This window comes from Collinsella aerofaciens (assembly GCF_015561195.1).
GTDB classification, from domain to species: Bacteria; Actinomycetota; Coriobacteriia; order Coriobacteriales; family Coriobacteriaceae; genus Collinsella; species Collinsella aerofaciens_AC.
Genome location: NZ_JADMSU010000002.1, coordinates 232,582 through 253,863 on the forward strand (window position 1 = coordinate 232,582; position 21,282 = coordinate 253,863).

Consider the following 21,282-nt stretch of genomic DNA (forward strand, 5'->3'; position numbering starts at 1 on the left):
ATGCACAATAGTTATTGTTCTACACAATACCTGCACAATTCCTATTGTTGTATCCCTATTGCTATTGCTGTATCATCAGGGGATCAGATCAAGGCATGGAGGGAGGTTGCATGACACCGACTGAGGCGCTTAAAGAAATGCTTGACCGTTCCGGCATGAGCATGTACGCGCTTTCAAAGGCCATGGGCAAGAGCAGGAACTACGTTCATAACACGATCAAACAAGGTTCCGACCTTGGCGCGGGAAACCTCGCGCTCATGGCTTCTCACATGGGATTTAAGCTGACGTTGAACGGAATGGGCGAACCCATCGAGATAACGGAGAGGAGCGAAGATGCCGACGATAATCAAGGGCCAGCCGACTAGCGCCGAGATTCGCAAGCGGCTCAAGGCGGAAGGACGCCCCGTGGTGCTTTCCTGCTCGCTGGGCAAGGACTCGCTGGCCGCCTGGGTGGCGCTTGAGGACGAGGGTATAGAGGTCGTGCCGATCTACTACTGGTCTATCCCGGGCCTTCCGATGGTCGAGCAGAACGTGCGAACCATCGAGAAGGTGTTCGGCGTGAAGATACACCAGTACCCGCACCCCAGATGGTCGAGGACGCTCAACAACTGCGTGTTCCAAAGCCCGGCGCACTGCGACGTGATCGAGGCCGCGAACATGCCGGTCTACAGCTACGACGACATGCGCCCCTACATCCTCGAAGACCTCGGCCTGCCCGATAACACGTGGTTCTGCGACGGCGTGCGCGCCTGCGACAACCCGTACCGTCGAGCCAGCCTCACCAAGCACGGCCTCATGAAGCATACCACGCACAAGGCCTCGGTGGTTGCAGACTGGACGAAGGCAGAGGTCATGGATGCGATCGCCCGCAGGGGCATCGGCCTGCCTCCGGACTACGAGCTGTTCGGGCGCAGCTTCGACGGCCTGGACATGCGCTTCATGAAGCCCCTGCGCGAGAAGCGCCCCGACGATTTCGCCGTGGTCAAGAAGTGGTACCCGTTCATCGAGGCAGACGAGAAGAGGTGGGAGCACTATGGGCTTTAAGTTTGAGAAGCCGCAGAAGGCGCGTAAAGAGGCTAAGGCGGCCGAGGAAGCGCAGCTGACCGACCACCAGAAAAGCTACCGAGACCGCGAGAAGCGCGAGGAGAAGCGCTTTCAGATGGCCGTCGATTCCGGCTTCTGGATCTGCTTCTGCTTCCATGACGCCGAGGAGCGCGGGCGCTTCGCCGATCTGGTCAAGGCCGATGCCGAGGGCTGGACGTTCGGCGACGTAATCCGCCCCGTGTTCGAGGAGCGCATAGGCCTTCAGAACAAGCGGCAGTTCAAGCCGAAGGAGCAGAAGGGCACGCCGATGCCGAACCCGCTCGATTCGGTCGATACCACCGACAGCCTCGAAGGCGACAGCTTCGCCGAGGCCGATGCCATACTCAAGGCGTTCGAGTCGCTTGAGGTTAAGCCCTACTACGACAACGTTTGGAGCAGCGCCTACTACGTCGTGTGCGTGTTCCGCGACTCCGACGACCTCGAAAGCTTCATCAGGGAGTATGCCCTGGCGAAGTACGGCGACCTGTACATGGACGGGTCGAAGATCCTTGAGGCCCTTGAGGCCTAAGGCCAATCTCACGCGCATAGGAAAATCAAGGCGTCCTTCGGGACGCCTTTTTTGTTCCCGAAAACGAGAGGAGGCAGGCATGTTCGGTCGTATTCGCCGCGCAGCGGGAAACATCGCCAACCGAGTGCGCTCCGCGTTCAATCGCGGTCGCGGCAGCTCTTCCGGCCGCTCCTCCTACTAAGGGGGAACCCAGGGCCAGCGCGATCATAAGGCGCTGGCCCTTTCCATCGTCAAAGCAAAACAGAGAGGAGTGAACGCATGGCAGCCAAGCGAGAGAAGCCCACGCTTCCCACCGACACAGACTGGCCCGCCGAGACCGTCACATGGTTCAACGCGTGGCGCGACGACCGTTGCAGCGACCGCTGGGACGAGCGCCAGTGGCAGTACGTCATGGACACCGCCATCGTCCACGCCCTCGTGTACGGCTCCAACGACTTCGGCGCGCTCGCCGAGCTTGACAAGCGCCTGCGCTTCATGGGCCTCACGTTCGAGGACTAGCCATGAACGACCAGAACCTCATCAAGCCGAAGCGCGACCAGACGCCCGAGCAGCGCCGGGCCGCTGCCTCGAAGGCCGGCAAGGCCGCCGCCAAGAAGCGCCGCGAGAAGAAGCAGCTGCAGGAGATCGCCAAGACCGTGCTGCACATGCCGTTCGAGGGCACCGACGCCGAGCTGGACGAGCTGGAGGGGATGTCCTTCGAGGACTACCCCGACCGCAAGCTCACGGTCTCCGAGATAAGCGTGCTCAAGGTCGCCAGGAAGGCCATGAAGGGCGACATAGCCGCGCTTCAGTTCCTTCGCGACACCGCAGGCGAGAAGCCCGTCGAGAAGGTCGAGGTGGCAGCGGACGTGTCGCACGCGGCCGAGGAGATCGGCAAGCTGATAGAGGCGAAGCGCCATGCCGACAAGGGCTGACCTCATCGACCTGGTGTACGACTGCCCCGCCGACATAGCCGTGAAGCTGGGATACGACAAGCTCACCGACCTGCACAACAAGTGGATCAAGGACATGGTGTTCGGCACCGAGGACGAGACCATCCAGGCGCACCGAGGCTCGTTCAAGACCACGTGCCTGCACATCTCGTTCGCCTTCATCCTCGTGCTGTTCCCCGGCGAGCGCGTCATATTCCTGCGCAAGACCGACGACGACGTGGCGGAGGTCATGACGGCCACGGCCAACGTTCTTCAATCGGAGTGGTTCCAGGCCCTCGGGCGCATGCTCTACGGCACCGACCTCGTGATAACCAAGGCCACGCAGTCCTCGGTGTCGACGAACCTCAAACAGGGCGTGTCGGGCGCTCCCCAGTTGCTGGGGCTTGGCTGCGGCGGCTCTCTCACGGGCAAGCACGCCGACAAGGTGTTCACCGACGACATCGTGAACGTGAAGGACAGGGTGTCCGCAGCCGAGCGCGAGCGCATCAAGCTGCTGTACATGGAGCTTCAGAACATCCGCAACCGAGGCGGGCGCATCTTCAACACGGGCACGCCGTGGCACAAGGACGACGCCTTCCAGCTGATGCCCAACATCCGCCGATGGAGCTGCTTCGAGACGGGACTCATGAGCCGCGAGGACATAGAGCGCGTGCGCGCCAGCATGTCGCCTTCGCTTTTCGCTGCCAACTACGAGCTGAAGCACATCGCCGACGAGGACGCCATGTTCACCAACGCGCAGTTCTTCAAGGAGCCGCAGCTTTTGGCGGACGGTATAGGCCACATAGACGCGAGCTACGGCGGCGCTGACTACACGGCCTTCACCTGCGTTAGGGAGAAGGGCGGCATCTGGTACGCGCACATCCGCATGTGGCATAGGCACGTAGACGACTGCCTCGACGAGATCCTGAAGGAGTGCAAGGCCCTGCGCATCGGCACCGTCTTCTGCGAGTCGAACGCCGACAAGGGCTATCTGCGCAAGTCCATCATCCGCAGGGGGCACCCGTGCTGCTCCTACCAGGAGGCGGAGAACAAGTACATCAAGATAAGCACGCACCTGCGCAGCCAGTGGGCCAACGTGAGATTCCTCGACTGCGACCAGTACCCGCTCGACGCGGACGCATTGAACCAGGTGCTCGACTACAGCGAGAACGCAGCGCACGACGACATGCCGGATTCGCTCGCAAGCGCGATAAGGCAGTGGCAGAGCAAGCCGGGCGTGAAGTTCTTCAAGGGAGGCATATAAGTGGCGCACGAGTTCCATTCCTTCTACTACGACCAGATGCAGCGCGAGCCTGAGACCGAGGACTTCCGCGTGCCCGCCGGCACCGAGATGACGCCCGAGCTGCTTCAGAGGCTCATCGACGAGTTCGAGCAGGCCCACAAGCCGCGCTACGAGTACCTGGACGCGGCCTACAGGGGCCATTACGCCATCTTCGACCGCGCCTGGCGCAGGAAGCCCGACTACAAGCCCGACAACCGCATGGCTGCGGACTTCGCATACACCATCACGCAGACCTTCGAGGGCTACTTCATCGGCGTGCCCATGACGCTTTCCGTGCGAAACGCCGAGGGGATGCCCGATTCGCGGAAAAGCGCCGTGGAGGCGTTCATCGCCGAGTTCACGGCGAGAAACCTTCAGGAGGACGTGGACGCAGAGCTTTCGAAGATGGCCTCGAAGTTCGGCCATGCCTACGAGATGCTTTACCAAGACGAGGACGGCATGCCGCGCTCAATCGCGGTAGCGCCGCTGACCGCCTTCATGGTGTACGACGACTCCGTGCTGAAGCGCCCGCTGTTCTTTGTGCGCTGGTTCTACGGCGACGACGGGGCCATCAAGGGCAGCTGGTCGGATGCCGCGCAGGTGGTCGATTTCGCCCGCACAAACGATGGCTTCGCCTTCGGCGAGCCTAGCGCGCATGCGTTCGGAAGCGTGCCCGCGGTCGATTTCCGCCAGAATACCGAGGGGCGCGGCCTCTACGAGGGCGTGCTGTCGCTCATCGAGCAGTACAACGCCGTGCTGTCCGAGAAGGCCAACGACGTCGAGTACTTCAGCGATTGCTACATGGTGGTCAAGGGCAAGGAGCTTGACGAGTCCGAGATAGAGAATATCCGCGAGAACAAGATCATCAACCTGTTCGGCGAATCGACCGAGGGCCTCGACGTGATGTTCCTCGTGAAGCCGAACGCCGACGGCGTGCAGGAAAACCTCATCAACCGCCTGGAAACGCTCATCTACAAGACTGCCATGGTGCCCGACATCACCGACGACAACTTCGCCACGGCCTCCGGCATAGCGCTCAAGATGCGCATGATGCCCATGAGCAACCTGGCGCGAAACAAAGAGCTGAAGTTCAGGCGCGGCGTGCAGGAGCGCATGCGCCTTCTGACCGCCTACCCCAACGCCGATTTCGCGGGCGACGACTGGCAGGCCGTGGAAGTGACCATGCACCGCAACATGCCCGACGACCTGCAATCCGAGGCAAGCGTGGCCGGGCAGCTCTCTGGCATCGTGTCCGAGGAGACCCAGCTTTCCGTGCTCTCGTGCGTGAGCGACCCGAAGGCAGAGATGCAGCGCAAGCGCGACGAACAGGAAGAGAAGGCCGACGCCATAAGCGGCGGCATGCCCACCAATAGGACGGCTCAGGCCGATGACACCGAAGAGGAAGGAACCAACGATGAAGGTAGCGATCTATAGCCGAGGCAAGCGCCTTGCCATCCGCGAGCAGCCGAGCGCAGAGGCGCCAATTATCGGAACGATGGGCAGCGGTTGCGCCGCGCACGTCGAGGATGCCGCACCCGGCTGGCTTGAGCTGACCATGGGCGGCTACATCCGCGAAGACCTCGTGACGGTCGGCTCCCTGGTGGATACGACAACGTACGCAATCAAGGAGCAGCCGAGCGGTGCACCGCAGCCCGAGGCGGAACAGCAGCAGGAAGCGCCTGCGCAAGAGGCCGAACCCGAGCCTGCCGAAGAGCAGCCCGAGGCGGACGACAACGCCGGCCTGATGGCCATGAAGATCAACGAGCTGCGCGAGCTTGCCAAGGGAAGCGGCGTGGCCCTTCCGAAGAACGCCACCAAGGCGCAGATCATCGAGCTTCTTATGGGCAGCGATGAGTAAGCCTAGCGACGAGTACTGGCGCGAGCGCCGAGACGAGTTCCTTGCGCAGCTTGAGAAGGACGAGTCCGCCTTGCGCAAGCGCCTTGAGAAGGTGTACGCCAGCGAGGCGGCCAAGCTCGACCGCCTCATAGCCGCCTACTACGCCCAGTACGGCGAGGACAAGGTGATCGAGTACCGCCGCCTGCTGCAATCCATCAGCGCGGAAGACCACACCCTGCTCATGGAGCGCATGGACGACTTTGCCAAGAAGTACCCGCAGTACGCCGACCTCATGCCCGTCCGCGAGTCCATCTACCGGCTGAACGAGCTTGAGGCCATCCAGCTTCAGATACGCATCCAGCAGTACGAGATAGGGGCCATCGAGCAGACAGAGCTTCAGCGCCACTTCTCCGAGCAGGCGCGCCGCGCGGCCAACATGGCCGCCGAGGAGCTGGGCTTCGGCAAGGACTTCTACCGCTACGATTCCGAGGTGGTCAAGGCTACCGTCGGGGCCGCTTGGGCGGCTGGCGAGGATTTCTCCGCCCGCATTTGGGCAAACCGCAAGAAGCTGGCGAGCTACCTAAACGACGACTTCTCGAAGCTCATAGCGCGCGGCGTCTCATACGATGAGATCTCGCGCGAGCTTCGGGCTAGGCTGAACCACAGCGGCACCCGCACGGCTATGCGCCTCGTGTACACCGAGGGCACGTACCTCTTCAACGAGGCGCAGGCACGCGTCCACGAGTCAGAGTTCGAGAGCTACGCCATCAGCTGCATACACGACGGCAAGGCCTGCGAGGTCTGCCGCGAGCTTGAGGCCTACCAGAAGCAGCATCCGGCCAAGCTGTCGGAGCGCATGCCGGGAACGAACTTCCCGCCCATGCACCCGTGGTGCCGCTGCTCGTATACCCTTGAGGTGGCCGACTGGGACAAGTGGATAGACGAGTACGTGCAGAAGCGCGGAGGCGATTCGGGCACCCAAGCAACGCGTTTGCGCTCCGACGCCATGGTGCGCGAGCCTGAAACCACGTCGTTCCTGCAATCGCTTCAGCGCGTAGGCTCGACGCTCGCGGGGCTTGATTTCAGGCTCAAGGGCCAGCAGTCGCTCGCGCGCAAGATTCGCACCGACTCGCACGACAAGACCATGAGCGAGCAGGAAGCAGCCGATTCCATCCACGACGTGCTGCGGTATACCTATCAGCTTCAAACGGCCAGCTTCGCCGACGAGTTCGCCCGCATCCGCGTCGAGCTTGAGAAGGCGGGCTATACTTTGGTCAAGGTCAAGAACACGCTGCAGAGCACGGGCGTAACGTACCGCGGCGTCAACTGCCAGTTCGAGACGCCCGACGGCTTCAAGTTCGAGCTGCAGTTCCACACGCCCGAGTCGCTTGCCCTGAAGGAGAACGAGCTTCACAAGCTCTACGAGGAGCAGCGGCTTCCCGAGACCGACCCGAAACGGCGCGCCGAGCTTGTGCGCCGCATGATAGAGCTGTCCGACGGGCTTTCAACCCCGCCAAACATCGAGGAGGTGCGCAAATGAACTACTACACCGACGATTCCGTGAAGCGCGTTTCGCGCATCGACCTTGAGGCGGGTACCGCAGAGACCTACAACTTCACGCTCAGGAGATGGCGCGACGACAACGACCTGTGGGCCGTGCTGGTAGGCGAGCTTTGGCTTGACGAGATAAGCCAAGAGCAGGCCGAGGCTATCATCCGCAAGCGCAACAAGGAACTCCACCGCTAAAACCTAACACCCTTCTCACCTCCACGGTAGAACGAAGCCCCCGACATGGGGGCTTTTCTTTTGCCGATTGGAGGAGACGTGATCAGGGCCGAGTACATCACACGCCGGGGCTGCCCCGCGTGCGAAGCCTACAGGAAGGCGGTCATAGAGCCGCTTGCAGCCGAATACCCAGACCAGGTGCGCGAGCACTGGGCATGGGACGGCCTTATGGAGCGGCTGAACAACTCCGAGCGCATAACGCGCATCCCCATGGTGGTGATAACCGACGAAGGCGCGGAGGTCATGCGTCTTGCCGATCTGCCGACGCTAGAACGCCTTGAAGACATCCTAGACCCCTCGTAGCGGGCGAATCTCACGCACGCGGGACACTGGCTTGGTCAAAGACCGACCGAGCGTTGAAGTCGCTAAAAGCCACGGCATCGGGCAGGCGTGGAACCCGCTAAAAGCTACGGCGAAACGTGCAGGCATGAGCCACGAGAAACCTTATGGAGGGTGCAAAACATGGCGAAAGACGGAAACCGACAGAAGTTCGCGGGCGTAGCGGGCGGCAACCTCACGCCTCCGCAGGGCGGCAGCGCCGACCCTGCAGGCGATGGCGCAGAAGGCAACGAGAGCAACGACCCCGACCCCGAGCCAAGCGGCGACGGCACCGACCCAGAGCCGAAGCCAGCAGGTAAGACCTACACCGACGACGAGGTGAACGCCATCGTGCAGCAGAAGCTCGCGCGCGAGGGCAAGAAGCTCGAAAAGCGCATCCGCGAGGAGCTTGCGCAGCAGGCAGACGACAAGCGCTCCGAGGCCGAGAAGCTGGCGGGCATGAACGACCTGCAGCGCGCGCAGTACGAGCTGAAGAAGGCCCAGGGCGAGAAGGCCGAGCTTGAGCGCCGCATCAACCTGGCCGAGCAGATGGGCGTCGCGCGCTCCGAGCTGAAGGCCGCAGGCATCGACCTCGGCGACGAGCTGTTGTCCATGTTCGTCACGGAGAAGGCCGACGACACCAACGCCGCGATCTCCAAGATCAAGGAGCTGTTCACCAAGGCGGTAAACGCCGCCGTGCAGGAGGCGCTGAAGCGCCAGCCCCCGAAAGACGGCGCGGGCACCAAGCCCAGCCAGTCGTTCGCGTCGAAGTTCGCATCCGATTACAGCAACCGAATGAACGGAGGAAAGAAAGATGGCGCTCAATAAGGCGTTCACCTACGGCGAGTCCCAAAGCATCCTCGATTCCGAGGTGGGCATCGTCGCGAAGACCCGCACCGCCACGCAGGCCATGGCCAAGGAGGTCGATGGCCGCAAGCTCATCAAGGCGGGCGCACTCTTCACGGGCACGTCCGAGTTCGGCGTGTTCCTTGAGGACTACGACATGACCGACACCGACAAGTGCCCGGCTGCGGTCATCTTCCAGGGCCGACTCAAGGCCGACAAGGTATCCGCCGAGGCCAAGGCGAAGAAGGCAGACCTCGCCGCAGCAGGCCTCTACCTGGTTTAACGAAAGGAGCAGCGCAACATGCGTCTCATCTCTGAACTCATCACCGAGCGCGACATGCTCGACTTCTCGCAGGGCTTCAACGTCCAGCGCAGCTACACAGGCTCCCGCCTGTTCCCCGACCGCAAGACGCAGTACATCGAGGCCGAGTACACGCGCCTGGCCGAGAACGGCAACCTGCCCACCGTTGCCATGATCCACGGCTTCGACACCGAGGCACACATCGGTTCCCGCGTGCCGTTCGAGCGCGTCACCACCGAGTCCCTGCTCATCAAGGAGAAGATCAACCTCTCCGAGCGCCTGCGCCGCATCACTCGCGGCCTCGACATGCAGATGGACTCCGTGCGCCGCTACGTCTTCGATGACGTCGCCCGCACCGCCGAGTCCGTCGTCACGCGCGCCGAGAAGGCCAAAATTGAGGCCCTGACCACGGGCAAGATGATCATCGCCGAGAACAACGTGTCCATGGAAATCGACTTCGGCGTGCCCGAAGACCAGAAGGTCACGGCCAAGTGGGCGGTTGCCGAAGCCGACATCCTTGGAGACATCGACGGTTGGGTGACCATCGCGCAGGGCAAGGGCCAGACCCCGACCGTGGCCGTCACCTCCAAGAAGGTGTTCTCCCTTATCCAGCGCAACGCCGCCGTGCAGAAGGCCATCTTCGGCGTCAACGGCGCGGGCATCCTGCCCAGCCTGGCGCAGGTGAACAACCTGCTCGCGCAGCAGTTCAACGGCCTCACGCTGACCGTTGACGAGGAGCGCTACGGCATCATCGGGGCCAAGGGCGGCAGCGTGTCCCAGGGCCGCTTCTTCCCCGAGGACAAGTTCGTCATGTGCTCCGTGGGCTACGACGGCTCCGTGGGCACGGGCCTTTGGGGCGTCACCCCCGAGGAGCTTGAGCAGGGCGGCGCTTTCGACGAGAAGCGCCAGATGCAGTTCGTCACCTGCACCCGTTGGGACACCCCCGACCCCGTTGCCACGTGGACGAAGGCCTCCGGCGTGTTCATCCCCGTGCTGCCCAACGTCTACGGACACATCATCGCGACCATCGACACCACCTCCACCCAGGCGCTCGAAGACGAGTCCAACCACGTGGAGGGCTAGCCATGGCCGCGCTCGTAGACCGCGTTAAGGCGCGATACCTGCCCGACGAGGCCGTGCCGGACGACTCGGCAATCGAGGAGATGATCCAGACGGTCACCGACCGTCTGCTCATCCGCCTCAAGGTCGAGAGACTTCCGCGCCTGGCCGAGTCAATCGCCGTCGATGCGGCGGTGAAGGCCCTGCGCCTGCGCGGCTACGAGGGCAGCACCTCCGAATCGGCGTCCGACGGCGGCAGCATGTCGAACTCGTTCATCGACGACGTGCTGTCCGCCTATTCCGACGACATCGAGGCCCTGCGCGAGGCGTGTCGCCCCAAAGGCATCAAGTTCATGGGAGCGCGCCGATGAAGTGGTGTAGGGCAAAGGCCTATAGACGCAAGCAGACGGGCATCGACGAGCTGCACAACCCCATTTGCTCGACCGTCGAGGCGTTCGACTTCTTCGTGCGCTTCGGCCCGAGCCACAAGGTTCGCAGCGCCGAGGCGGGAAACGCCTTCGACAGCGTTTCCCGCGCCCTGCTCACCAAGCGCCCGGCAAGCGACTTCGCCGGCGTCTGCGGCGTCGAGGTCAAAGGGACTTCCTACGAGGTCGAGAACGTCATGGCCGACGGCGACGCAACCGTCGTGAGCGTCAAGAGGTGCAAGCCATGGGCCTCGTGATACGCGACGTGAACGGTCTTGCCGGAAAGCTCAACCGCCTTTCGCACGTAAGGTTCGAGGCCGTGATCATGAAGAACATGGCCCAAATCTACAACCGTGGCAAAGCGGACGGCGGAACGCCCGTATCTACCGAGAAGACCAGGCCTGGTGGGCCACACGGCGAGCTGCGCATGTCGTTGGGGCAGTCCGGCGACACCGTCGGATACGCGAAGGACTACGCGCCTCACGTCGAGTACGGCCACCGCACGGTGAACGGCGGATACGTGGAGGGGCAGCGATTCCTGCAACGCAACGTCAAGGCGCAAGAGCCGATATTCAGACAAGACCTAATCGACCAGCTACGGAAGCTCTAGGGAGAGCGCGATGATCCAACGATTAAGCCTCGCGGTGTTCCTCGGTTGCCTCATAGAGGCCATCGAGGCGGGTACCGGCACCAGCTGCTACGACAGCCCAGAGAATCGTGATTCGCCGCTTTACAGCGTCGAGCTGCAATCGACGCAGCCTGAGAACACCAAAACCATGTACATCGACGCCATCACCGTTTGGGTGCACTGCATCAGCGAGCCAGTGCGCCCATACAGCAACGCCAAGGTGCTCGGCATGGTGCAGCGGCTCGAACAGGCGCTTGCTGACGGCTTCGAGCTTCCAGCGCCGTTCAGCCTCTACCGCACGACCTGCAACGGCGTGCAGACCGTAAAGAAAGACGAGACCGACGAGGGCCACGCCATCGCGGAGTTCACCTTCCGCGTTTGCTACGGCCTCCGCGTCAAGAACTAGAAAGGAACCGAGATGTCTACTGCTCAGCAGGACACCAACCTCATCGGCTGCGACTTCGACGCAGCAACCGCCAAGGCCCTCAGCGGCAACGACATCGTTGCCCTCGTTACCGACAAGACCGGCACCGAGCTGCTCGCCGTGAGCGGCCAGCAGGGACTCAAATTCAACATGAGCCAGGACAACACAGAGGCCGCGACCAAGGACGACGCCATCGGCGGCTGGACGCTCAAGTTCGCCAGCTCCAAGAGCTGGGACGCATCCATCGACGGCCTGTACTCGCCCGACGACTCCGCCACGAAGACCGTCGCCAAGGCGCTTGCCGAGGGCGAGTACCTGTGCCTGAAGGTCTGCAAGCGTATCCGCACGAGCGCGAACACCAAGTACGTTCCGCTGCGCATGGGCCTCGCGCTCGTGTCCTCCGACAGCTTCGAGGCGCCGAACGACGACAACGCCACCTACTCCATGGAGTTCCAGGGCACGGGCAAGCCGTGGCTCTACGAGACCGCATCCGAGGAGCAGATCACCGCAGCCACCATCACCGTTTCCAACAGCTAAGGAGCCTGACCAATGACAGAAGACACCGAACTCGACGCATTCCTTGAGGATTCCGCCGCAGATGCCGCAGAAACCGAAGACATCGTGAACGAGCTTGAACAAGACCCCGAGAGCATGGAGCCGCAGACCTTCACCGTGCGCGGCCACGTCTGCGAGATCCGATTCTCGCGCAAGCGCATCGACCTCTACGAGGAGCGCCACACGCCGATCATCGCCTCGTTCTACAAGAACGACGGCATGTTCACCTTCAAGGAGCTTGCGGCCATCGCGGGCTACGGCCTGAAGGTGCAGGGCGGCGGCTACTTCCTGCCGCAGAAGGCCGAGGAGATCGTGAACAAGCTCATCGACACGAACGGCTACCCCGTCGTGTTCCAGGCCGTGATGATGGCGCTTCAGCGCGACTGCGCTTTTTTATTCAAGGGCGCAGGGAACTAGCCCTAACGCGCCTCACCGGCTTCGACTACTTCACCGCCAAGCCGAAAAGCGGCGAAGCCGCGCAAGACGCCGCCCTGTTCCGCAGGGAGGCCGACTTCGCGTTCTTCGCCGCCAGGCTCGGTTGGGATTACGAGCAGTACGCGCAGCACACGCCCGTGCAGCTCGCGTTCGTGCGCAAAGAGCTTGAGACCGTGACCGTCGACCAATCGAACCTCTTCAAGGACGCCGTACAGGTGGCGGTTGCCAACTGCCTGTCCAAGAAGCGCCACAAGCTCTGGAAAAAGCGCAACGGCTCCTTCCGCGAGGACTCCTTCACCTACGAGGAGATCGACGCGCTGAAGGAGCAGCACCGAAAGAACCCGCCATGGACGCCTTGGGGAGGAGGCAAGCTGAATGGCTGATTACGTTCTCTCCGCCAAGGGAACCTACGACGGCTCGAACTTCGACTCGGGCGTCGATGGCTCCGCATCGAAGCTCAAGGGCCTCACCGAGACGGCCAAGGGCGTCGGCTCGCAGGTGGCGGGATACTTCGCGAACAGCTTCGGCAGCGTTGCGAAGTCAATTGGCAACGCCATCGGAACGGTTACCGCAGGCGTTACCACGCTCGCCGCCACCGGCGGCATGAGCCGCGCCTTGAACATCGAGAAGGCCCAGACGATGTTCAAGGGCATGAAGCTCGAATGGAGCGACTTCTACAGCACAATCCAGCAATCAGTTGACGGAACGGCGTTCGGCTTCGACACCGCCGCGCAGGCGTGCGCCCAGCTCGCCGCATCTGGCGTCGCCGCCGGCAACGACATGGAAAGGGCTCTGAACGGCTGCGTGGGCACAGCCGCCACGTTCGGCCAGGACTTGGGCGACCTCTCCTCGATTTGGGCCAAGGTGGCCGCGAACGGCAAGCTCTCAGGCGAGCAGGTCGCGCAGTTCACCGACCGAGGTATCAACGCAATATCAACGCTATCGACCTACTTGGGCAAGTCCTCCGACGAGGTTTCCAAGATGGTCACGGCTGGCAAGATCGACTTCCAAACCTTCTCCGACGCCATGTATTCCGCGTTCGGCGATTCGGCAAAGGCGGCGAACGAGACCTTCACCGGTTCCATGGCGAACATGAAGGCCGCGCTCTCGAAAATCGGCCAGGATTGGATGACTCCGCTCAAGGACTCCGCCATCCCCGTGTTCAACTCCATACGAGGCGTACTGAACTCGTGCCGTGCGGCGCTGAAGCCGCTCACCGTGGCCTTCGGCGAGTTCCTGGGCGTCACATACGACGCGCAGGGCAACCTGACGCGCACAGGCGGCGCGGTCGAGAAGGTGTGCGGGTTCCTCGACAGCCTGGCCGAGAAGATCCAGGTCGTAGACCTCTCACAGCTCGGAACGGGCGGCAAGGTGGCCGCCGCCGCTTTGGCCGGCCTAGCCGCCGTGTCGCTTGGCGGCCTCATCGGGCAGATTCCCGTGCTCGGCGCGCTTGCCAACTCGCTTACGGGCGGCATCGTTCCGGCTCTGAAGGGCGTTGCCACTGGGTTCCTGGCGCTTTCCGCGCCTGCTGCGGTCGCTGTCGCGGCAATCACCGCCTTCGCGGCGATCTTCGCCTACAGCATGGCAACCAACGAGGCGTTTCGCAACTCCATGGTCGGCATCGCTTCGAGCATCGCGTCATCGCTCGCCCCGGCGTTCCAGAGCCTCACGGCTTTGGCCGAACCCCTTCAGGGGCTTTTCGCCGCCGCCGTAATCGTCGTGAACAGCTTCTCGCTCGCCATCGGCGGGTTGGTTGCGGCAATCGCGCCGGTCATCGCCTCGATCGTATCGGGCCTCGTTCCCGTAATCGGAACGATCATCGACGCGGTAGGCCAGGTGGCGCTAGCCATCACGACGACGGTTTGCCCAATCATCCAGCAGGTGACCGACCTCATAACGGCCAACATGCCGCTGATCCAGCAGGTCATATCTGACGCATGCACGCTTATCCAGACGGTCGTCTCCACGGTGCTTCCCGTTTTGGTCGAGAGAATCACATCGACGATGACCGCTATTCAGGGCGTTATCGACGCCGTTTGGCCGTACATCTCGGCCATCGTGACGTCCGCCATGCAGGCGATCCAGGACATCATCACGATTGTCTTGGGCGTCATCAACGGCGACTGGGGTTCCGTTTGGAGCGCCATCCAATCACTGGCAGCGAACGTGTGGAGCATCATCCAGAACGTCATCAGCGGCGACGTTGCGCTCATCCAGGCGGTCATACAGAACGGCCTCGCGCTCATCCAGAGCGTGTGGGACTCGATTTGGGGCGCTATCGGCAACTGGGTAACCAGCACGTGGAACAGCATCAAGACTGCCGTGCAAGGCGGCATCAACAACGTGAAGTCGTTCATATCGGGCGGCCTGTCCACGGTGCAATCCATCTGGTCGTCAGCATGGAACGCGGTCGGCAACATCCTGAACAACGCGTGGAGCAGCATCCGCAACGGCGTGTCGAACGGCATCAACTCCGTGGTGAGCTTCGTGTCGTCGATTCCCGGGCGAATCGTGAGCGCGCTGGGGAACCTCGGCTCCCTGCTCTACAGCGCCGGCAGCTCCATCGTCAGCGGCCTGCTCAACGGCATCAAGTCGAGCATCGGCGGCGTGTACGACTTCGTTTCCGGCATCGCGGGCAAGATCGCCAGCCTCAAAGGCCCGAAGCGCAAGGACTTGCGCCTGCTCATCCCGAACGGCGGCTGGATCATGCAATCCCTCGAAACGGGCCTGAAGAAGCGCTTCGAGGGCGTGAAGGCCACCGTATCGGGCTTCGCCGACGACCTGAGCATGTCGTTCGGCGGAAACAGCGTCACCTACGAGACCGGGGCTGCGGCAGCCGTCGGCTCGGTTTCCGGTGGCGACACCTATTACCTGTCAATCGACGGAGCTACGGCGAACGCAGACGTGGCGGTGGCCGACGCCATCGACACCTTGGTTGCCGCAGCCCGCCGCTCATCCACAGCGAGGAGGTAGCCCATGGGAGAGCACACAAGGGAGATACAGATCGCGGGCCGCAACCGCTGGTATCGCGGCTACATCTCCGTTGACAGCCAGTGGAACGTCAACGACACCACGACTCGCCTGCGAGTCACCGCAGCGATCGACGACAAGTACGCCGCCGAGTACGGAACGCACTACGACGTCGTGGTGAACGGCTCGGTGCGCAGCTCGCGCGACGTCGTGCTGAACAACTACGGCAACTGGGCGACGCGCGACGCGGTGACATTTGACGTGGACGTGCCGCGCGGCGCGAGCGGCTGGAACTGCCCGGTGCAGGTGCACGTCTACGGCAAGACGTACAACAACTACTACGGCTCTGCCGGCGGCGACGCGTGGGCTACCGTGTACGCATGGGTGCCGCAGCGCGGCTACTCGCAGCCGCATCCGCCCAAGAACTGCAAGCTGCAGCGCGTGTCCAACACGTCGCAGAAGATAACCTGGGACGTCGATTACACGGGAATGGACGGTGCCTACCCGTGGGCGGGCGTCTACGTTGACCGCCGCACCGACGATGGCTCATGGGTGAACATCGCCGACGTTTCGTGGGACGTCCAGAACTACACGGACAACTCGACCAAGGCCGGGCACAAGTACGAGTACCGCCTGTGCGCGCACGGCCCCGGCGGCAACTCCATTCACGCGTCGGTTGGCACGACCTATACCACGCCCAACGCGCCGTCGCGCGTTGAGGCCGTGAAGGCTGGCGCTACCGAGGTGACCCTGCGCGTGTACGGCGCTGCGGCGTACGCAAACGCGTGGGGCATCCAGCGATCTGTCGACGGCGGCTCAACGTGGGCGGACATAACGACGACCACCGAGGGCAAAGACCCCGCATGGATCGACCTGCACGACAAGGCCGCGCCAGCCGGAACGGTCGTCTACCGCGTTCAGGCGAAGCGCGGCTCGCTCGCCTCGGCGTGGGTGAAGTCGAACTCGGTAACCACCATCACGCCGCCGCTCGCCCCGAAGGTCACCGCGCCGACCGTGGTGGCCACCGGAAGCCAGGCGGCGGTGTCGTGGGTTCCGAACCATCCGGACGGCTCGCAGCAGACCGCCGCGCAGGTCGAGTTCAGCGGCCCGAGCGCGATCACCGAAAGCGTCACAACGGCGAAGAGCATTAAGAAGTCGCTCGCCAAGGGCAGCTGGAGGGTGCGCGTTCGCACCAAGGGCCTGCACGCCGATTGGGGCGCGTGGTCTGACTACGTGCCGTTCGTGGTCGCCGATTACCCGTCGTGCTGGGTTGCCTCGCCTGCGACCGACGGCGTGCTCATCGACTCCGTGCCGATGACCGTTCAGGTATCGGCCTCCGACGAGACAGGGATAGCCAATGCCACGCTGACGCTTTCCGAGGTCGGCGGAGCGACGATAGCCACGGCCGACGTGACGAGCATGAAGCCCGTTGAGCTTGGCAGCTACACGACCATCAAGAACGGAATCGACTACCTGCTCACCCTGACGGTGGCGGGCGGCTCGGGCCTGTCGAAAACGGCCACGCGCCGGTTCAAGACGCACTGGGCGGAGCCGGCAACCCCCGTAATCACCGTGACGTACGGCGATGACCTCACGTGCCACGTGAAGGTGGAGAACGGCGTTTCCGCCTACAACGTCGAGGAGACGACGATCATAGGCCCGATGGCCTACGACGAGGACACGGGCGAGATACCCATGCTCGGCACGATCACGTGCGACGGCGACGAACTGGTGTTTGGCGACGCGTCGAAATGCGTCGGCTTCGTGGTCGAGCGCGTGCTGGTCGAGGGCGACCACCTTCTCACGTCGAGCCTGCTCGATGTCCAGGAAACCATCGACCGCGTGCCGCCGCTCAACGCCGACTTCAAGTACCGCGCAACTGGCACTGCGGCGAACGGAACGTCTTCCTACGCCGAGGCCAAGGCGAACCTGCACGCCGAGTGCATGGCGCTCAACTTCGGCCAGGATGCCTCGACGCTGCTCAAGATGGAGCTTGACGCCAAATACTCGACATCTGCGGCGCGAAGCTTCAACAGCTTCCATTTCGCCGACGGCGGGGAAAACGGTGGGCTTCCGCAGTCGTATGCGCTCGATGAGGCAGACCTTGCGACATCGGCCTCTTGCCTGCTTGAGCGAGACGGGCACGACCTGTTCCGCAAGATCATGCGCACACAGTGGCAGGGCTGGTGGCGCGGCCTCGCCGGTGAGCGTGCGTTCGGCGCGATGACGTTCAACGAGTCGCTTAAATCTGCGGGGCTTTGGTCGGCATCGGCGAAGGTCGAGCACGATGTGTTCGAGGAGCCGAGCAATGCCTGATTGGAAAAAGCGATTCGCGGCCTCGTACCGCTTTATGCGCGTTGACCGAAAGACCGGTCTCGATGTCGAGCGACTGCGCAACATCCGAAACGGCGGGAGCATCGAGCGAAACCAGGACACCAGCTACGAGACGGGCAAGATCGACTACCTCGGAACGCTCGACCTCGGTAGTGACCTCCTGCGCATCTACCTCGATGCCACGTTCCCGGACGACACAACGGTGTCGGAGCCGCTTGGTACGTTCGTCGTATCGACGCCAAAGCGTTCAACTGGCTACAACTCGTCTGAAGCAGACCTATCAGGCCGCTTGTCCGAGGTTGCGGAAGACGAGTTCGACGCCCCGCGCTCGCTTGCGGCTGGCAGCAACGCCGTCGGCGAGGCGGCGAAGCTCCTGCGCGAGGTCGGCCTTGAGGTTATCGCCGACCCGTCCGACTTCACGCTAACGACCACGTGGGTTATCGGGGCAATCGGCAACGGGGAGAGCAACTACGCCACCCGCCTGAAGGCCGTAAACGCCCTTCTCGATGCGGCGGGCTTCAGCTCGGCGTCGTGCGACCCGATGGGGCGCGTGCTGCTGCGCCGCTACGTCGAACCTGACAAGCGCGCGCCAGCGATGGTCATGGAAGAGGGCAAGTGGGCGCGTTTCGAGGACGGCGGCACCGAGGAGCTGGACAAATCGGGCGTGGCGAACGTCGTGCACGTCGATTACTCGACATCCGACGAAAGCATAAGGGGCACGGCAATCGACTCCGACCCCAACAGCCAGTACTCGACCGTCACGCGCGGTTGGCGCAAGTCGGCCAAGTACACGAAGAGCGAGCTTCCGGCAGGCTCCACGGCGGCTGAACGGCAGGCCAACGCCAACGCCGAGGCGGCGACCCTCCTGCGCACCCAGCAATCCGCGATCCACCGCCTGAAGGTGACGCACGTCTACGCGCCCGTGGGCGTTTCCGACGCCATCGAGGTTCGCTGGCCGAGCGCCGGCATCTTCGGGAACTTCGCGATACGTAAGCAGACTCTCACCCTCGTGGGAGGATGCCCGATGGAATTGGAGATGAGGCGATTTGAACGCTAGCACCATAGCCGACGCGGGTGAACAGCTCGCCGCCCTGTTCTCGCCGCAAGGCGGCTCGGGGCACTCCGTGGGCTTCGGCACCGTGAAGTCCGTCTCGGGCGCGACGCTCGCGGTCGCCATATCCGGCACGACGCTCTCGGGGCTTCCGATGACCACGGCATGCTCGGCGGCCAAGGCGGGCGACCGTTGCATCGTCGAGACCATCGGCCCGCAGGCTATCGTCACGGGCCTAATAGCCAAGTAAGGGAGGTATTGATGGCAGAAACGACCCAATACGCCGCCCTGATGCTCGACGCCAACGGGAACGTCGATAGGGTGCGCACGACCGACGGCAAGATCTACTACATTGCATCGACCATCGCCATGGATTCGGCGGAAGCGGCGCAAGAGGCCGCAGCGAACTGCAAGACGGCCATGGACAACGCCAACGCCGCCGAGGAAAAGCGGGTTTCGGCCGAGAAAACAAGGGCTTCGAACGAGACCTCGCGCCTCAACGCAGAGGTGAACCGTGCCAACAACGAAGTGGCCCGCGTCAACAGCGAGAACGCCCGCAAAACGGCCGAGTCCTCGCGAGCAAGCGCCGAGAGCGCCCGCAAGTCTGCCGAATCGACGCGCGAAAGCAACGAGGCCGCCAGAAAGACGGCCGAGTTGAAACGCCATGACGAGCACATCGCAGACCAACAGGCCTCGTCGAACGCCGCAGCTGCCGCCAGTGGCGCGGCCTCGCGCGCCAACGCGGCGGCAAACCAGGCCCTACAGATCGCCAACTCGATCGCCCAGGGCAGCGTCGGCGATTCCGACATCGCAGACCTGCGCAGCCAGAACGAGAAGCTGGCCTCGATGCTCGCGAACGCCACGGGCAAGTTCTTCTTCATGGGCGGCACCGTCTACGCCCCGTCGGCGAAGGCGTCAATAAGCAACGGAACCGTCACGCTCGGCTCCACCTGCTCGGTATCAGGCACGACCATCGTGCTCGCATAGAAAGGAAACTCAAATGGCAACAGTGAACGCAGAGCGCTTCGGCATTGACGGGCAAACCTACACGCTCATCGACGGCACGGCCCGAGAGAACGCCCAGCTGGCGCTCAACAACGCTGAGTACAACCGCCAGAGCCTCATCGGCAAGTACGGCGGGCAGAGCATCGCCGCCATCCTTGCCGGGGAGATCGACAGCGGTACGGTGTACGACGCCCTGCACAAGCGCATCGCCGCCGGCAACTTCGCTGGGCTGCGCGTCGGCGACTACATCGACGTGCCGCTCGTGAGCGCGTCAAACGTGGCGGCCCAGCAGTCCGTGCGCTTCCTGCTTGCGCACTTCGACCCGTACTACCAGTGCGGCGACAGCGCCAAGGGCCACCACATCGCGTTCATCGCGTCCGCGCCCGTCGCCGTGGCCAAGACCGTCACCGGCGTGGCCAACGACAGCTACCTGATGTGGAACACCGCGAACACCAACCAGGGCACCGCAGACGTGAAGAACCCGTACCTGAACAGCAACCTCAAGGCGTGGGAGAAGCTGTTCGAGGCGTGCCTGCCCGAGGGGCTGACCAAGTACCTGCTCACCCAGCGCGTGCTGCTTGAGGAGCGTTACAGCGCGAGCGGCGCGCTCAGCGACTCCAACAGCTGGAGCTGGCAGGACATCGGCAAGGTGTGGTCGCCCTCCGAGATGGAGGTGTACGGCTGCCCGGTGTGGGGCACCAAGGGCTACAGCGTGGGCTTCGACTGCCAGTTCGACCTGTTCCGCGATACCGCGCACCGCTTGAACGGAACTCGGTACTCTTGGTGGCTGCGTTCCGTCGTGGGTGGCTCCTCGTCCAGCGTGTGCTACGTCGGCACCACCGGCAATGCCCACTACTACTCGGCGACGAACACCTGGGTTCGCCCCCGCCCCGGCTTCCTCGTTGGCTAGCCAGCCGAGTGCTCTATACTTCTCTTTCGATGCGACCGCCTTGCGCGGTCGCATCCCTGCCCGCGTAGCGGGCCGTTTTTTTCGCCACTATTTCCGGGAGGTGCCATGAGCGGCGTCTACCAGCGAAACCGCGAGGTGTCCGAGTACAAGTTCTTCACGCAGGCCATTGCCATCCGCGTGGAGGTCAACAAGCTCATGGCCTCCTCGTCGGTCGTGCCGAAAGCCTACAGGCTGCTGAACGCAGTCCCCACGGTGGAGACCGCGCGCAGCATCGTGTACAACGTCAACCGCGCCGACTGCTTCTACCCCAACAGCTCGTTCAACGCGCTTGAGCGCAAGCGTTACCTGACGCTGGCGATAGCCGACTGCGAGCAGTTGATGCTCGACATGCAGTGCCTCATGGACATCGGCCTGCCCGTGAACGCCAACCGCTTCGAGGCGCTGGCGGGCATGGTCGAGGAGGAGATCAAACTGCTCAAGGGCGCGCGCAAGAACGTGCGCGTCACCGGCAAGAAGACGACAGAGGAGCGCATAGCCGAGGCCGAGGCCGAGCTAGAGCGCCTGCGTTCGCTATAATGGGCGGCGGTCCCGTCT

At 63.1% G+C, this 21,282-nt stretch carries 28 protein-coding genes; all 28 read left to right on the top strand.

The genetic code is table 11. The annotated features are described in order from the left end of the window. The first annotated feature begins 110 nt into the window (after positions 1 to 110). A complete protein-coding gene (locus I2H81_RS03380) occupies positions 111 to 365 on the top strand; it encodes a helix-turn-helix domain-containing protein (RefSeq protein ID WP_195644547.1) in 255 nt (84 codons plus the stop codon). Continuing rightward, complete coding sequence (locus I2H81_RS03385) at positions 334 to 1,044, top strand: adenine nucleotide alpha hydrolase family protein (protein ID WP_195644548.1); 711 nt, start codon at positions 334 to 336, stop codon at positions 1,042 to 1,044. The genes I2H81_RS03380 and I2H81_RS03385 overlap by 32 nt, the downstream gene beginning before the upstream one ends. After that, positions 1,034 to 1,612, top strand: a complete 579-nt coding sequence (locus I2H81_RS03390) for a hypothetical protein (RefSeq protein WP_195644549.1) — start codon at positions 1,034 to 1,036, stop codon at positions 1,610 to 1,612. Before I2H81_RS03385 ends, I2H81_RS03390 begins: the two co-directional genes overlap by 11 nt. A 258-nt stretch (positions 1,613 to 1,870) precedes the next feature. Further along, complete coding sequence (locus I2H81_RS03395) at positions 1,871 to 2,110, top strand: hypothetical protein (protein WP_138378146.1); 240 nt, start codon at positions 1,871 to 1,873, stop codon at positions 2,108 to 2,110. Positions 2,111 to 2,112: 2 nt separating this feature from the next. Continuing rightward, positions 2,113 to 2,526, top strand: a complete 414-nt coding sequence (locus tag I2H81_RS03400; protein ID WP_138378145.1) for a hypothetical protein — start codon at positions 2,113 to 2,115, stop codon at positions 2,524 to 2,526. Further along, positions 2,510 to 3,787 (top strand): hypothetical protein, encoded by a 1,278-nt coding sequence (locus I2H81_RS03405; RefSeq protein ID WP_195644550.1) that lies wholly within the window; start codon positions 2,510 to 2,512, stop codon positions 3,785 to 3,787. Before I2H81_RS03400 ends, I2H81_RS03405 begins: the two co-directional genes overlap by 17 nt. After that, complete coding sequence (locus I2H81_RS03410) at positions 3,788 to 5,239, top strand: phage portal protein (RefSeq protein ID WP_195644551.1); 1,452 nt, start codon at positions 3,788 to 3,790, stop codon at positions 5,237 to 5,239. Further along, positions 5,220 to 5,663, top strand: coding sequence for an SH3 domain-containing protein (locus I2H81_RS03415; protein WP_195644552.1), 444 nt, complete (start codon positions 5,220 to 5,222; stop codon positions 5,661 to 5,663). The genes I2H81_RS03410 and I2H81_RS03415 overlap by 20 nt, the downstream gene beginning before the upstream one ends. Then, positions 5,656 to 7,182: a minor capsid protein gene (locus I2H81_RS03420; protein WP_195644553.1), complete on the top strand. Its 1,527-nt coding sequence runs from the start codon at positions 5,656 to 5,658 to the stop codon at positions 7,180 to 7,182. Before I2H81_RS03415 ends, I2H81_RS03420 begins: the two co-directional genes overlap by 8 nt. Further along, a complete protein-coding gene (locus tag I2H81_RS03425) occupies positions 7,179 to 7,388 on the top strand; it encodes a hypothetical protein (protein ID WP_195644554.1) in 210 nt (69 codons plus the stop codon). Before I2H81_RS03420 ends, I2H81_RS03425 begins: the two co-directional genes overlap by 4 nt. 78 nt (positions 7,389 to 7,466) lie before the next feature. Further along, positions 7,467 to 7,730: a hypothetical protein gene (locus tag I2H81_RS03430; RefSeq protein WP_195443471.1), complete on the top strand. Its 264-nt coding sequence runs from the start codon at positions 7,467 to 7,469 to the stop codon at positions 7,728 to 7,730. Positions 7,731 to 7,889: 159 nt separating this feature from the next. After that, positions 7,890 to 8,573: a DUF4355 domain-containing protein gene (locus I2H81_RS03435; RefSeq protein WP_195644555.1), complete on the top strand. Its 684-nt coding sequence runs from the start codon at positions 7,890 to 7,892 to the stop codon at positions 8,571 to 8,573. Next, a complete protein-coding gene (locus tag I2H81_RS03440; RefSeq protein ID WP_195644556.1) occupies positions 8,560 to 8,874 on the top strand; it encodes a hypothetical protein in 315 nt (104 codons plus the stop codon). Before I2H81_RS03435 ends, I2H81_RS03440 begins: the two co-directional genes overlap by 14 nt. Positions 8,875 to 8,892: 18 nt before the next feature. Next, positions 8,893 to 9,975: a major capsid protein gene (locus I2H81_RS03445; RefSeq protein WP_195644557.1), complete on the top strand. Its 1,083-nt coding sequence runs from the start codon at positions 8,893 to 8,895 to the stop codon at positions 9,973 to 9,975. Positions 9,976 to 9,977: 2 nt separating this feature from the next. Next, positions 9,978 to 10,322, top strand: a complete 345-nt coding sequence (locus I2H81_RS03450; RefSeq protein WP_195443463.1) for a hypothetical protein — start codon at positions 9,978 to 9,980, stop codon at positions 10,320 to 10,322. Then, positions 10,319 to 10,633: a hypothetical protein gene (locus tag I2H81_RS03455; RefSeq protein ID WP_195644558.1), complete on the top strand. Its 315-nt coding sequence runs from the start codon at positions 10,319 to 10,321 to the stop codon at positions 10,631 to 10,633. Before I2H81_RS03450 ends, I2H81_RS03455 begins: the two co-directional genes overlap by 4 nt. Next, positions 10,621 to 10,986 (top strand): HK97 gp10 family phage protein, encoded by a 366-nt coding sequence (locus I2H81_RS03460; protein WP_195644559.1) that lies wholly within the window; start codon positions 10,621 to 10,623, stop codon positions 10,984 to 10,986. The genes I2H81_RS03455 and I2H81_RS03460 overlap by 13 nt, the downstream gene beginning before the upstream one ends. Positions 10,987 to 10,996: 10 nt before the next feature. Further along, on the top strand, positions 10,997 to 11,410 hold the full coding sequence (locus I2H81_RS03465; RefSeq protein ID WP_195443454.1) for a DUF5072 family protein: 414 nt from the start codon (positions 10,997 to 10,999) through the stop codon (positions 11,408 to 11,410). A gap of 12 nt (positions 11,411 to 11,422) precedes the next feature. After that, complete coding sequence (locus I2H81_RS03470) at positions 11,423 to 11,965, top strand: phage major tail protein, TP901-1 family (protein ID WP_195443451.1); 543 nt, start codon at positions 11,423 to 11,425, stop codon at positions 11,963 to 11,965. A gap of 12 nt (positions 11,966 to 11,977) precedes the next feature. Beyond that, positions 11,978 to 12,400 (top strand): hypothetical protein, encoded by a 423-nt coding sequence (locus I2H81_RS03475; protein WP_138378130.1) that lies wholly within the window; start codon positions 11,978 to 11,980, stop codon positions 12,398 to 12,400. 191 nt (positions 12,401 to 12,591) lie between these two features. Then, entirely contained in the window at positions 12,592 to 12,801 is a 210-nt protein-coding gene (locus tag I2H81_RS03480; RefSeq protein ID WP_138378128.1) for a hypothetical protein, read from the top strand. Then, complete coding sequence (locus tag I2H81_RS03485) at positions 12,794 to 15,391, top strand: tape measure protein (RefSeq protein ID WP_195644560.1); 2,598 nt, start codon at positions 12,794 to 12,796, stop codon at positions 15,389 to 15,391. Before I2H81_RS03480 ends, I2H81_RS03485 begins: the two co-directional genes overlap by 8 nt. Before the next feature lie 3 nt (positions 15,392 to 15,394). Further along, entirely contained in the window at positions 15,395 to 17,704 is a 2,310-nt protein-coding gene (locus I2H81_RS03490; protein WP_195644561.1) for a fibronectin type III domain-containing protein, read from the top strand. Continuing rightward, a complete protein-coding gene (locus tag I2H81_RS03495; RefSeq protein WP_195644562.1) occupies positions 17,697 to 18,779 on the top strand; it encodes a hypothetical protein in 1,083 nt (360 codons plus the stop codon). The genes I2H81_RS03490 and I2H81_RS03495 overlap by 8 nt, the downstream gene beginning before the upstream one ends. Next, positions 18,769 to 19,023, top strand: a complete 255-nt coding sequence (locus I2H81_RS03500; protein ID WP_195443436.1) for a hypothetical protein — start codon at positions 18,769 to 18,771, stop codon at positions 19,021 to 19,023. The genes I2H81_RS03495 and I2H81_RS03500 overlap by 11 nt, the downstream gene beginning before the upstream one ends. Positions 19,024 to 19,034: 11 nt before the next feature. Next, positions 19,035 to 19,760 (top strand): hypothetical protein, encoded by a 726-nt coding sequence (locus I2H81_RS03505; RefSeq protein WP_195644563.1) that lies wholly within the window; start codon positions 19,035 to 19,037, stop codon positions 19,758 to 19,760. 13 nt (positions 19,761 to 19,773) lie between these two features. Next, positions 19,774 to 20,688 (top strand): DUF6273 domain-containing protein, encoded by a 915-nt coding sequence (locus I2H81_RS03510; protein WP_195644564.1) that lies wholly within the window; start codon positions 19,774 to 19,776, stop codon positions 20,686 to 20,688. 105 nt (positions 20,689 to 20,793) lie between these two features. Continuing rightward, a complete protein-coding gene (locus tag I2H81_RS03515) occupies positions 20,794 to 21,264 on the top strand; it encodes a hypothetical protein (RefSeq protein WP_229064840.1) in 471 nt (156 codons plus the stop codon). The last annotated feature ends 18 nt before the right edge of the window (positions 21,265 to 21,282 follow it).